Source organism: Coprococcus sp. BIOML-A2, from assembly GCF_009875795.1.
GTDB lineage: Bacteria > Bacillota > Clostridia > Lachnospirales > Lachnospiraceae > Coprococcus > Coprococcus aceti.
This window is the reverse complement of record NZ_WWSI01000001.1, coordinates 63515-76262: the sequence shown is the minus strand read 5'-3', so window position 1 is coordinate 76262 and position 12748 is coordinate 63515. Positions and strand designations below refer to the sequence as shown.

The window sequence follows — 12748 nt, the reverse complement described above, 5'->3', positions numbered from 1 at the left end:
AATGGAAAGAGAGACTATGTGTATACAGGCTGGATACCAGCCTAAGAATGGGGAGTCAAGAATGATACCGATCGTACAGAGCACAACGTTCAAGTACGACACGAGCGAGGATATGGGTAAGCTGTTTGACCTTGAGGAGAGCGGCTATTTCTACACCAGACTTGCAAATCCGACAAATGACTATGTGGCAGCAAAGATATGTGCCCTGGAGGGGGGATCGGCAGCAGTGCTCACATCGTCAGGACAGGCAGCAACATTCTTCTCGGTATTCAACATTGCCGGAGTGGGAGATCACGTTGTGGCATCATCCACCATATACGGAGGAAGCTTCAACCTTTTTGCTGTGACCATGAAGAGAATGGGTGTGGAATTCACATTTGTGGATCCTGACTGTTCGGACGAGGAACTTGAGGCAGCGTTCAGACCGAACACCAAGGCCGTGTTTGGCGAGACCATAGCCAATCCGGCACTCATAGTATTCGATATAGAGAGATTTGCAAATGCGGCACATGCACACGGAGTACCACTCATCGTGGACAACACATTTGCCACACCGATCAACTGCAGACCTATAGAGTGGGGCGCAGACATAGTCACACACTCCACCACGAAGTACATGGACGGACATGATGCAACCGTGGGTGGGGCAATCGTGGATTCAGGCAAATTCGACTGGATGGCACACGCAGACAAGTTCCCAGGACTCACCACACCTGATGAGTCATATCACGGAGTGGTATACGCAGAGAAGTTCGGCCAGGGCGGCGCATATATCAACAAGATCGTGGCACAGCTTATGAGAGATCTCGGCCCGATACCTGCACCTATGAATTCGTACATGCTCAATCTTGGACTGGAGTCGCTTCACGTGCGTATGCCACGTCACTGTGAGAACGCACTGGCGGTTGCGAAGTTCCTCGAGGCACACGATAAGATAGCCTGGGTAAATTATCCTGGACTTGAGAGCAGCAAGTATTACGAGCGTGCTAAGAAGTATATGCCGGACGGCACATGTGGAGTTGTGTCATTTGGCGTCAAGGGAGGAAGAGCTGCTGCGGAGGCCTTCATGAAGGAACTCAAGGTTGCGATGATAGCAACACATGTGGCGGATGCACATACATGCGTTCTTCATCCTGCATCAGCTACACACAGACAGATGAATGACGAGGAGCTTCTGGCGGCAGGAGTAAGTCCTGATCTTGTGAGACTGTCGGTGGGCATTGAGAATGTAAAAGACATAATAGCAGATCTTGAAAATGCACTGGATAAGGTACAGATATGAGAATAATAAATATAACCGACCTTTCGGCACCCGAGCTTGATATATATGCGCGCATGTCAGAGAATCAACTGGCGCACATATATGAACCGGCTTCCGGGCTGTTCATAGCTGAGAGTCCAAAGGTCATAGAGAGGGCACTGGATGCGGGTTACGAGCCAGTGTCCATTCTATTGGAAGACAGGCACGTGGAAGGACAGTGCGCGGATATAATAAAGCGGTGCGGAGATATACCGATATACACAGCACCATTTGATGTCCTCACGAAGCTCACGGGATTTGCCCTGACAAGGGGGATGCTGTGCGCCATGAGGAGGGCAGAGCTGCCGTCTGTTGAGAGCGTGTGTGAACATGCCACCAGAATAACGGTGCTTGAGGAAGTGATGAACCCGACAAATGTGGGAGCGATATTTAGAAGTGCGGCGGCACTCGGGATGGATGCTGTACTGCTCACGCCGGGCTGCAGTGACCCGCTCTACAGGAGGGCGGCAAGGGTCAGCATGGGAACGGTGTTCCAGATACCGTGGACATATATTACATTTGACACCCTGGGTCTTGCACACAATAAAGCAGATCATGACATATGGCCGGAGTTTGGGATGGGACAACTTCACAGTATGGGCTTCAGGACGGCATCCATGGCGCTAAGAAATGACACGATAGACATACACGACCCGGAGCTGAAGCAGATCGACAGACTTGCAGTAATACTGGGAACCGAGGGAGAAGGCCTCAAGACAGAGACCATAGATTCCAGCGACTACACAGTGAAGATACCAATGTATCACGGAGTGGACAGCCTGAATGTGGCTGCAGCCAGTGCCGTGGCATTCTGGGAGCTTGGCAGGCGCTCGTAAAACGTCGAAAAACCTCCCTCAAAAAATACGCATACATATCTACAGGATATGGAAAATATGTTATAATAGTCAGGACGTGAACGGACAGGCTCACAGTCGGCAGAAGGAAAAGACTTAGGAGGATGATAGACATGTTTTATGCTATTTCAGGAATTAACGGGGATTATGAGGCATACAAGAGAGCACTCAAGAAACTTAAGTTTCAGAACCTTGACGATATAAAGGAAGAGGACATCATGAACGAGGAGGCAGTCATCAGCACTCTTGAGGGCGAGGATGTCCTGTATGTCCTTGGCAATATAATCGGAGCAGGCGGCGGATCCATGAAGATACTTCAGGATATGATGAGCAGAGATAATGTCATCGCAGTTGTCGGTGAGAACGAGTACAAGATCACACAGGCACTCAAGGCACTGAATGACCATATCCAGTCCACAGGTGAGGTGCCACCACAGATGCTGGTAGACAAGATAACATCCATGCTTGGAGAAGAGCTCTCAGGTGCGGTGGAGGAGTTCCTGCAGCTTGACGATGAAGAGCGTGAGGATGTCATAGAGTATATAGATGAGATTTCTGAGGAAGCGTTCCTCGAAGTGATGATGGCGAGAAAGAAATTTGTGCTGGTTCACGCCGGAATAAGAAACTTCGATCCGAAGAAGGAACTGGATGAGTACGACACAGAGGACTTCATCACAGAGCCAGCAGACCTGGACAAGACATATTACAAGAACAGAACACTCGTCGTTGGACATGTGCCAACCACAGAGCTCGGCGGTGAGGGCAAGATCGTTAAGAAGAACAACAACGTTGCCATCGACTGCGGGTGCGGCAAGGGCGGACAGCTTGGAATATACTGCCTGGGCAACGGCTCGGAGATGTATGTATAATAGAATAAAGAAGAGATTGACACGGCGGGATATGAAATATCATATCCCGCTTTTTTATTATGGAAGAAATTGGATTAAGAAAATAAAGTGGTTTATACAAATTGTATAGTTAAGCGAAAAATCAACGAGGATTTTTGTCGATTTTAAATCGCAAATGGAATTGAAAAATTGTGAAGAAACTGTTAAATTAGGGTGTGAGCATGGATAAAGAATTTTCCTATATAAATATTTATAGTTTTTTATAAAGAAAACAGGAGGAAAACATGGGTGTTATAGATTTTCATTCACATATACTGCCGGGTATAGACGACGGCAGCAGGAATGTCGAGACATCTATAGGCATGCTTTGGATGTGCAAAGAGCACGGCGTGGATACTATGATAGCAACGCCGCACTTTTATGCTGATTCAAATACTGTGGAGAGGTTCATTGATTCAAGACAGAAAGCATATGATAAAGTCATGGCTGAGAATATGGACATACCGCAGATTATAATGGGGGCAGAGGTCGCGTTCTTTGCAGGAATAAGCAGAGCGGAGAAAACGGACGCACTAAAAGTAGAAGGAACTGATATCATGTTGCTGGAGATGCCGTTTGTGACATGGAGTGATTCGGTAGTGCAGGAAGTACGAGACTTAATTGAGAAGAGACATTTCCATATCATACTAGCTCATATAGAGCGATTCTTACAAATACCAGGCAACAAGCCATATGTGAGACAGATCCTTGAACTGCCAGTTACGGTGCAGGTGAATGCGGAGACACTTCTGGATTTCAGACAGAAGGGCAAAATGCTCAAGATGTTCAAGAAAGGACAGGCACACATCATAGGAAGCGACTGCCATGGTATGCATCACAGGGTGCCGAACTTGTGGCTGGGCCGCGAGGTGCTGGAGAAGAAGCTGGGACATGAATTCCTGGAGAACATGGACAGCTACGGAACAAAGCTCCTGAAAGAACATCAGATACACCCATAATCAGCAATAACAACGAAACATGTAAAAGATAAACAGATAGATGGAGGACAACAACATGTCTAAGAAGACAGCGATAATCATCAGTATTGTGCTGTTCATAATACTGTGTGGTCTTATTGTGTGCGAGAAGAAGTGGCCTACAGCGGGAACAGACCTGCTTATGCTGAACGTTCTGAGATAGCACATTACATTCCAACGAGGTGATACATATGTCATACAGGAACAGAACACTATCAGAAAAAAAGAGAATATACAAGAAGCTTGGACTTGTGATCGCAGCCATACTGGTCGTATGCATTGCACTGGCGATAGCACTCAGACCGACAAAAGGAAATGCATCACACAATGCATCGGGCACACAGGCGGTTGAAGGCATGATCGAGGTGGACGGAGTCAAATACGTTCCCAAGAAGAATATAGAAACATATCTTTTTATGGGAATCGACAACATGGGCAAGGTTCAGAAAGTCACCGATTATGAGGGGGCAGGCCGATGCGATGTGGTCATGCTGATGGTCAGAGACCTGACAGATGGAACATACAAGACGCTGAGCATAGACAGAAATACCATAGTGGAGCAGGATACACTGGATCCCGACGGAACCTACGTTGCAACGAGCCCGGCACAGCTTGCTCTGGCACATGAGAATGGTGACGGAATGGAGATAAGCTGCGAGAACGTGGTCAAGGCGGTGTCAAACTTCCTTGGCGGCCAGAAGATAGACGGATACGCAGCGGTGAATATGGGGGCCATAGGAACCATCAACAATCTGGCTGGCGGAGTCACGGTTACCATAGAGGATGATTTCTCCAAGGTGGATAAGACCATGAAGCAGGGAGAGACCATCACACTGACCGATGAGCAGGCAGTACATTTTATCCATGACAGATTCGATGTGGGAGATGAATCCAACACCCAGCGAATGAAGCGTCAGGAGGTGTACAAGGCAGGACTCAAGGATAACCTGGCGGCAAAGTGTAGCGAGGATAACACATATCCACTGACCATATATGACGCCCTGGGAGATTACATGGTGACTGACATAAGCTCACAGAAATTCTCCAAGCTGGCGCTACTTGTTCTCAAGGAAAAGGATGCCGGAACGGTGTCGATAGCTGGAACAGAGACCATAGATGATCTCGGATTTGTCGAGGTGGAGCCGGATGCGGACAGCCTTCAGCGGGCGATCGTAGAGCTGTTCTACAAGGAATATAACTAGCATCACACATTTGATGCAGGGGATATAGATACAAAAAAACGGATGGAGGGAATATATGAATTCCAACAAGAAAATGGCTGCTGTGCAGGATGAGACCACACATATAGCCGCAGTGAACACATACAAGAATACAGAGGATGATGAAACCGAAATCGATCTACTGGACATGGGAATGGCGCTTCTTGAGAAGCTCCCATACATCATACTGTGCTTCCTGATCGGTGCGGTGCTGTTCAACGCATTTGCATACTTCCTGATCAAGCCGACATACCAGTCGACAGCCAAGCTGTATGTGGTATCAGCATCAGATGATTCCATAGTAAATCTCCAGGATCTGAACATCGGTTCATCCCTGACCAAGGATTACGAAGACCTGATACTCAGCTATCCGGTTCTCGACCAGGTCATCGAAAAGCTCGGCCTTGACATGGACTCAGAGGGGCTTGCCAAGATGATAACCCTTGAGAATCCTTCAGACACACGAGTCCTGAAGATCACGGTCACAAGCACTGACAAGCAACAGGCATGTGACATTGCAAATACACTGGCAAACGTGTCGATAGAGTATCTCCCGGATACCATGAGCACAAGCGCACCTAACATAGCCCAAGTTGCAAGGGTAGCAGACCAGAAGGTCGGACCAAGCTACCTTAAGTACACCGCCATAGGTGCATTGCTTGGAGCACTCATCTACTGCCTGATCGTCATTGTGGGATACCTGATGGATGACACGATCCACTCAGCAGACGACATGGAGAAGTATTTCGGAATAGTACCGCTCACGACAATACCTGAGAGTGATCAGTTCAGGACAGACGACACAGAGGATGAATTTGGAAAGAAACACAACAGGAAAGAGAGGGTCAGAGCATGAAGAAGCTTAACATAGAGTTTCAGGAACTCCCATATGCAGTGGAGGAGGCGATGAACCGTCTCAGGATCAACATAAAGTTCTGTGGTAAGAACACAAGAAAGATACTCATAACCAGCAGCATGCCAAATGAGGGCAAGAGCAGCGTGGCGATCAACCTGTGGAAGATGCTCGCCGAGGCAGGATTCCCTGCAGTGCTGGTGGATGTGGATCTTCGTAAGTCAGTCATAAAGGAGAGACATCATATAAAGGATGCTGACAAGCTTCCTGATCTTGGATATTTCCTGTCGGGACAGTCTGAGATGGAGGATGTCATCTATGAAACACAGGTAGAAAATGCATGCATCGTACCTTGTATGAACCTTCTGGAGAACCCATCGGCTCTTCTGGAGGATGCCAGATTTGCAGAGCTTCTTGACAAGCTGGCAGAGACATATAGGTATGTCATTATAGACTCGCCACCGCTTGGCAGTGTGGCGGATGCCGCTCAGATCGCATCACTGTGCGATGGCGCAGCTCTGGTAGTCAGAGCAGGTGAGACATCAAGAAGTCTCATCAAACAGTCATTCCAGCAGCTTGACCAGGTAGGTTGTACGCTGCTTGGAGTCATACTCAACAGAGCCCAGACAACGGGTAGAGCATACAAGAAATACTACGGCAAGTATGGCAAATACTATAGCCAGTACGGCTATGGTTATGGCACTTACGGCAAAGAGGCTGCAGCCTCCAGCGACAGTACCCCGTCAAAATAATTCACTTTGGATATAACGCCATGTATAGTGGCGTGCAGGGCGTTTTATCATATATTCAATACAATAGAACTTTTTGGGAAGGAGGAATTTATTGTGAAGAATTTAAAGAAGCTTTTGGCTATAGTTGTATGTATCGCAATGATGGTGCCAACAGTTGCATTTGCAGCTACATCATCACCAACTAAGGTAAACGTTAAGTCTGCTACAGCAAAGTCGCTTACATACAATGCAAAGAGCCAGACAACAACAATTGTTGTTAACGGTAAGACACTTACCCTGAACAAGGATTTCAAAGTCGTTTCAGGAAGCCTTAAGGCAACAAAGGCTGGTACATACACAGTTAAGATCAAGGGAATAGGTAACTATTCAGGCGATACAACAGTTAAGTACACAGTTAACGCACAGCAGAGCTACAAGGCTACTGCTGCTGCAAAGACATACAATGCTAAGAATCAGACAACCAAGGTTACAGTTAAGTATGGTAACACAGTTCTCAAGAGAGGTACTGATTACAAGATTACTGGTGTAACTAGGGCTAAGAACGCTGGCAAGTATAAGATTACCGTAAAGGGTATCAACAACTACAAGGGTACAAAGACAATTTACTACACAATTAACAAGGCTGCTCAGAAGTCTGTTAAGGTTAAGGTAAATGCTTCTAAGAAGAAGATCACTGTATCTGGTGTTAAGGCAAAGGCAAAGGTTACTTACAAGTCAGCCAATAAGAAGGTCAAGGTTAAGAATGGCAAGATTACTGTTGGTAAGGGTGTCAAGAAGGGCACAAAGGTAAGAATCACTGTTAAGGTTGCTGCAACAAAGAACTACAAGGCATACAGCAAGTCAATTATTTACAAGGTTAAATAATCAACCTGCTATGTTAAATAGTTCCAAGCCCTAGCCGGTGGCGCAAAACGAATGTCCATGCCACAGGACGTTCCGCGCCGCCAGTGTGGGTGATAAATAACAGACCGTTTAATGAGTAACATGGTTTACAGATGAAAAGGTTCAGCCGACAATCACACGGGCTGAGTCATTTCATGTATGAATCAACAGACCGGGTCATGCGGGCACAAATATGACCCTGACGACAGAGGATGAGGAGAGAAAATTATGTATCAGAAAGGCGCAAAAGGCTGGCTGAAGCACTTTGACTTCATGCTGCTGGATCTTATAGTACTTCAATTGTCATTTCTTGTGGCATTCCAGATCAGACACGGCATGGTAAATCCGTATGCGAACAGAGACTATCTCGCGCTGGCTATCATCACGGAGCTGGCGGATATAGTAGCCATGATATTTCTGAATACATATGAGGGCGTCATCAGAAGAGGATACTTCAAGGAATTCATATCCAGCTTCAAGAACGGTTTCGTGATCGTTGCACTGCTCCTTCTGTATGTGTTTGTCCTCAAGGATACATCTATATATTCCAGAACTACTATACTGCTCATGTGGGCCATATACGTATATGCTACATTTGCAGTGAGGAGCCTGTGGAAGAAGCATCTCGAGAAATATGCAGAGCATGGCAAGGGCAAGAAGCTCCTGGTCATGACCACCAGACATGTAGTAGATGAAGTGGTGGCAGGCCTCAAGGAGAAGAACTACTCCGGGTTTGATATAGTAGGAGTCATGGTGATAGATGCCAATCTCGTCGGTCAGGAGATTCAGGGAGTGCCGGTGGTGGCGGATTACAACACCGCAGTTGACTATGTGAGAACCGCATGGGTGGACGAGATATACGTGGATGTGCGCGGAGCATACGGATATGCGAACACCCTGATAGAGGCATTTGTCGAGGGCGGCATCACGGTTCACATGTGTATATCATCCATCGTGAAGACCCACGGCGACAAGCAGCTCATCCAGAAGATAAATGGTGAGACCGTGGTCACGACCATGATGAACTACGCAACACCAAAGCAGATGTTGCTCAAGAGAACGGCAGATATAATAGGTGGTCTGGTGGGCAGCGTATTCACGCTTATCCTCACCATATTCATAGGACCTATCATATACATCAAGTCCCCGGGACCGATCTTCTTCAAGCAGGAGAGAGTGGGACTGAACGGCAAGATATTCAAGATGTACAAGTTCCGAAGCATGTACATGGACGCTGAGGAGCGCAAGAAGGAACTCATGGCGCAGAACACCATGAGCGATTCTAAGATGTTCAAGATGGACTTTGATCCGAGAGTCATAGGCAACAAGATCCTGTCGGACGGCACCAAGAAGAAGGGAATCGGCCAGTATATCAGGGACTTCTCCATAGACGAGTTCCCACAGTTCTTCAATGTGCTAAAAGGGGATCTGTCACTGGTTGGAACCAGGCCGCCTCTCATCTCTGAGGTGGAGCAGTACGAGATGCACCACAAGAGCCGTCTTGCTACGAAACCGGGTATCACCGGAATGTGGCAGGTGAGCGGCCGAAGCGACATCACGGACTTCGAGGAGGTCGTGAGACTGGATACGGAGTATATAGAAAACTGGAGCTTTGGGTTGGATATTAAAATAGTTCTTAAGACTATCAAGGTTGTACTTGGAAGGGAAGGATCAAAGTAGGAATTATAATATACAGGCAATGGGAGAACGTGAGATAAAACATGGGGAAATTAGAAAGAATGCCATTTGCCAATAGCGGATGTGTACATAGAAAAAAGAGGTATGAATCAGGTAATGGTGGAGGAGTAAATTATGGAAAAATTTGATTATTTAGTAGTAGGTTCTGGTCTTTACGGAGCGATTTTTGCACATGAGGCTAAAGCTCATGGAAAATCTGTTTTAGTAGTAGACAAACGACCAAACATAGCGGGCAATGTATACACAGAGAATATCGAGGGAATCAACGTCCACAAGTACGGCGCACATATTTTCCATACCAATAATAAAAAGGTATGGGACTACATCACACGGTTTGCAGAATTCAATCGTTTTACAAACAGCCCCGTAGCAAATTTTAAGGGCGAGTTGTACTCTTTGCCTTTTAATATGTACACTTTTAACAAGATGTGGGGAGTTGTAACGCCGGAGGAAGCTACTGCTAAGATTGAGGAACAACGCAAAGAAATTATTGGCGAGCCACAGAATCTTGAAGAGCAGGCTATTTCCCTTGTGGGGCGGGATATCTACGAGAAGCTTATCAAAGGTTATACTGAGAAGCAATGGGGACGTGATTGTAAAGAGCTGCCATCTTTTATTATTAAGCGTCTTCCGGTTCGCTTGACTTTTGATAATAACTACTTCAATGCACTTTATCAGGGCATTCCTATTGGTGGCTATACTAAGATGATTGCCAATTTGCTGGATGCTATTGAGGTTCGTTTGAACACAGACTATCTAGAGAATAAAACCGAGTTGGATGCGCTGGCTGATAAGATAGTGTATACTGGACCGATTGATGCTTATTTTGATTACAAGCTGGGCACATTGGAATACCGTTCTGTTCGCTTTGAAACGGAAACTTTGGATAAACCAAACTTCCAGGGCAATGCTGCGGTGAACTATACTGACCGTGAAACACCGTGGACTCGAATTATTGAGCACAAATGGTTTGAATTTGGAAAAGATGAGAACGGAAATGATCTTCCCAAAACGATTATTAGCCGTGAGTATAGTAGCGAGTGGAAGCCAGGTGATGAGCCGTATTATCCGGTCAATGATGCTAAGAACAGCTTGCTTTATTCTGAGTATAAGAAGTTAACGGAGGCAGAGAAAAATGTAATTTTCGGTGGCCGCCTGGGTGAGTATAAGTATTACGATATGGATCAGGTAATTGCTGCTGTGTTGGACAAATGTGAGAAGGAACTGGGAGAGTAAAATGGCAAAGAAAAAGATTTTAATGGTCTGTGAGGCTTTTGGAGGCGGTGTATTTACTTACGTGTCCCAGCTCTGCAACGATATGGTGGATGATTTTGATGTCTATCTTGCATATTCCCTCAGACCGCAGACACCTAAGAATTACAAAGATTTCTTGAATCATAGAGTGAATTTGATTGAAATGAAAAATGTCGGAGTTAATGGATTGATCAACTTAAAAAGTGACATTGCAGCAATCAGAGAATTGCGCCAGATTGAAAAAGATGTTCAGCCGGATGTAATTCACTTGCATTCCTCTGTTGCAGGTGGTTTGGGTAGACTCGCGTATAATGGAAAGAATAATACTGTAGTGTATACACCTCATGGATATGCACATATTCTTATGGGGCCAGGGAAAAAGAGCAAAGTCTGTAAGTTTGCTGAAAAGATTCTCGGAAATCGTGCACTTACACTTACTTGTTGTGAAAGTGAAGATGAGGAAGCAAAGAAGTTTTCCAAGAGAACAGCTTATGTTGAGACTGGTGTGAACCTTGCAGATCTCTCAGCGTCCCTTGATGGTATAAAGCCCATGAAAAATGACAAATTCACTGTCTTTACACTTGGTCGTGCTTGTGTTCAGAAACAGCCGCAGCTTTTTAATAAAATTGCGGAGCTAGTGCCAGATGCAAGGTTTATTTGGATTGGTAATGGAGAACTCGAAAATGAATTGACCGCTTCCAATATTGAAGTAACGGGATGGAAACCCCGTAAGGAAGCTTTAGCAATGGCTAAGGGTGCAGATGCATTCATTTTGTGTAGCCTTGGTGAAGCCATTGCAATGAGTCTTATTGAAAATATGTACATTAAAAAATTGATTCTTGTCAGCAATACAATGGGAAATAAAAGTGTTATTAACGATGGCGTTAATGGCTATGTGTGTGATACGGCTGAGGAGTATGCTGATCGTATAAAAGCAGTTATGAGAGAGTTCCCTAGAGAACTTCCTGAACGAGCTTATCAGGATGTCCTTGAGATTTATAACACTGAAGCGATGAAGAAAAAGTATATTCAATTTTATAATAATGTTATAGCGGGTAGATATTGATGATAAAAAGTACAGATTATTTAGTTTCTGTTATTGTTCCTATATATAAGGTGGAAAAAGATTTGGCGGCTTGTGTGCAAAGTATTTGCAACCAGACCTATACAAAATTAGAGATCATTCTTGTTGATGATGGTTCTCCAGATAATTGCGGACAAATGTGTGATGAATTTGCGAGAAATGATGCTAGAATAAAGGTTATTCATAAAGTTAATGGTGGATTGTCACAAGCACGCAATGCTGGAATGAACATTATGACAGGAGAATATGTTACATTTGTTGATAGTGATGACATTTTGGAATATGATTTTGTTGAAGAAATGTTGAAAATAATTGATAAATATAACGCTCAGGTTGCAGTTTGCAAGAATTCTACATTTGAAAAAGGTGGTCCACTTGTTAATAGCCATGCAGGGATAAACGATCGATGCTTTGATGCCGAAGAAGCAATAAAGAATATGCTGTATCAAAAGGATTTTGATGTCGCTGCATGGGGAAAAATGTATCATAAAGACACTATGATTGGAATTTCATTCCCTGATGGGTTAATTCATGAAGATATTCCTACAACCTATAAGGCGTTACTTAGATGCCAGAAAGTAGCTTTTACTACGCGAGAGTTGTATCGATACCAAATTCGAAAAGAAAGTATAGAAAATCAAAAATTTACTATAAAAAAAATGGATTGCATAAAAACTGCCCAAATGATGCTGGACGATATAATGATTAATTATCCTGAACTTTTGCAATCTGCGAAGAGCAGATATGTAGCCGCTAACTTTCATATATTGGCTCAGATTAAGGAGAAGATACCAGAAAAGAAGCTAATTGAGAGAAACATAAAGCAGGTAAGAAATGACGTCATAAGAGATAAATATGCCTCAATTCGAGTTAGGGGAGCATGTCTTTTAAGTTATTTAGGATTCGGCACCACAACAGCCGTTTTGAACTTAATGAAATAATAGATTTTTTTTTGAAAGGAAGGCCAATCAGTTAAGGTTGAGCGTA

General features: G+C 44.9%; 13 protein-coding genes. All 13 read left to right on the top strand.

Going from position 1 to position 12748, the window contains the following annotated elements; genetic code table 11:
- Position 1 precedes the first annotated feature (1 nt).
- The 13 genes from GT575_RS00360 (at position 2) to GT575_RS00305 (ending at position 12702) form a co-directional block, all read left to right on the top strand.
- Positions 2-1282: an O-acetylhomoserine aminocarboxypropyltransferase/cysteine synthase family protein gene (locus GT575_RS00360; RefSeq protein ID WP_015534752.1), complete on the top strand. Its 1281-nt coding sequence runs from the start codon at positions 2-4 to the stop codon at positions 1280-1282.
- Positions 1279-2136 (top strand): TrmH family RNA methyltransferase, encoded by an 858-nt coding sequence (locus GT575_RS00355; RefSeq protein WP_161171253.1) that lies wholly within the window; start codon positions 1279-1281, stop codon positions 2134-2136. Before GT575_RS00360 ends, GT575_RS00355 begins: the two co-directional genes overlap by 4 nt.
- A gap of 131 nt (positions 2137-2267) precedes the next feature.
- A complete protein-coding gene (locus tag GT575_RS00350; RefSeq protein WP_015534754.1) occupies positions 2268-3023 on the top strand; it encodes a hypothetical protein in 756 nt (251 codons plus the stop codon).
- Positions 3024-3286: 263 nt separating this feature from the next.
- Positions 3287-4000, top strand: coding sequence for a CpsB/CapC family capsule biosynthesis tyrosine phosphatase (locus GT575_RS00345; RefSeq protein ID WP_022217122.1), 714 nt, complete (start codon positions 3287-3289; stop codon positions 3998-4000).
- A gap of 55 nt (positions 4001-4055) precedes the next feature.
- The gene (locus tag GT575_RS15280; RefSeq protein WP_015534756.1) at positions 4056-4181 is read left to right on the top strand and encodes a hypothetical protein; all 126 of its coding nucleotides are present in this window, start codon (positions 4056-4058) and stop codon (positions 4179-4181) included.
- Between the two features lie 28 nt (positions 4182-4209).
- On the top strand, positions 4210-5220 hold the full coding sequence (locus GT575_RS00340; RefSeq protein WP_161171252.1) for an LCP family protein: 1011 nt from the start codon (positions 4210-4212) through the stop codon (positions 5218-5220).
- Positions 5221-5275: 55 nt separating this feature from the next.
- Positions 5276-6094: a YveK family protein gene (locus GT575_RS00335; protein WP_022217120.1), complete on the top strand. Its 819-nt coding sequence runs from the start codon at positions 5276-5278 to the stop codon at positions 6092-6094.
- Positions 6091-6843, top strand: coding sequence for a CpsD/CapB family tyrosine-protein kinase (locus GT575_RS00330; protein ID WP_161171251.1), 753 nt, complete (start codon positions 6091-6093; stop codon positions 6841-6843). Before GT575_RS00335 ends, GT575_RS00330 begins: the two co-directional genes overlap by 4 nt.
- A 93-nt stretch (positions 6844-6936) precedes the next feature.
- Complete coding sequence (locus tag GT575_RS00325; protein WP_055223477.1) at positions 6937-7707, top strand: hypothetical protein; 771 nt, start codon at positions 6937-6939, stop codon at positions 7705-7707.
- 246 nt (positions 7708-7953) lie between these two features.
- Positions 7954-9405: a sugar transferase gene (locus GT575_RS00320; protein WP_161171250.1), complete on the top strand. Its 1452-nt coding sequence runs from the start codon at positions 7954-7956 to the stop codon at positions 9403-9405.
- 132 nt (positions 9406-9537) lie between these two features.
- Positions 9538-10659, top strand: a complete 1122-nt coding sequence (gene glf / locus GT575_RS00315; protein ID WP_161171249.1) for a UDP-galactopyranose mutase — start codon at positions 9538-9540, stop codon at positions 10657-10659.
- Position 10660: 1 nt separating this feature from the next.
- Positions 10661-11743 (top strand): glycosyltransferase, encoded by a 1083-nt coding sequence (locus tag GT575_RS00310; protein WP_161171248.1) that lies wholly within the window; start codon positions 10661-10663, stop codon positions 11741-11743.
- Positions 11743-12702, top strand: a complete 960-nt coding sequence (locus GT575_RS00305) for a glycosyltransferase (protein WP_161171247.1) — start codon at positions 11743-11745, stop codon at positions 12700-12702. The genes GT575_RS00310 and GT575_RS00305 overlap by 1 nt, the downstream gene beginning before the upstream one ends.
- Positions 12703-12748: the final 46 nt, after the last annotated feature.

Coding starts and splice junctions, on each gene's coding strand:
- GT575_RS00360 (WP_015534752.1), top strand. CDS start 2: ATGGAAAGAGAGACTATGTGTATACAGGCTGGATACCAGCCTAAGAAT.
- GT575_RS00355 (WP_161171253.1), top strand. CDS start 1,279: ATGAGAATAATAAATATAACCGACCTTTCGGCACCCGAGCTTGATATA.
- GT575_RS00350 (WP_015534754.1), top strand. CDS start 2,268: ATGTTTTATGCTATTTCAGGAATTAACGGGGATTATGAGGCATACAAG.
- GT575_RS00345 (WP_022217122.1), top strand. CDS start 3,287: ATGGGTGTTATAGATTTTCATTCACATATACTGCCGGGTATAGACGAC.
- GT575_RS15280 (WP_015534756.1), top strand. CDS start 4,056: ATGTCTAAGAAGACAGCGATAATCATCAGTATTGTGCTGTTCATAATA.
- GT575_RS00340 (WP_161171252.1), top strand. CDS start 4,210: ATGTCATACAGGAACAGAACACTATCAGAAAAAAAGAGAATATACAAG.
- GT575_RS00335 (WP_022217120.1), top strand. CDS start 5,276: ATGAATTCCAACAAGAAAATGGCTGCTGTGCAGGATGAGACCACACAT.
- GT575_RS00330 (WP_161171251.1), top strand. CDS start 6,091: ATGAAGAAGCTTAACATAGAGTTTCAGGAACTCCCATATGCAGTGGAG.
- GT575_RS00320 (WP_161171250.1), top strand. CDS start 7,954: ATGTATCAGAAAGGCGCAAAAGGCTGGCTGAAGCACTTTGACTTCATG.
- glf (WP_161171249.1), top strand. CDS start 9,538: ATGGAAAAATTTGATTATTTAGTAGTAGGTTCTGGTCTTTACGGAGCG.
- GT575_RS00310 (WP_161171248.1), top strand. CDS start 10,661: ATGGCAAAGAAAAAGATTTTAATGGTCTGTGAGGCTTTTGGAGGCGGT.
- GT575_RS00305 (WP_161171247.1), top strand. CDS start 11,743: ATGATAAAAAGTACAGATTATTTAGTTTCTGTTATTGTTCCTATATAT.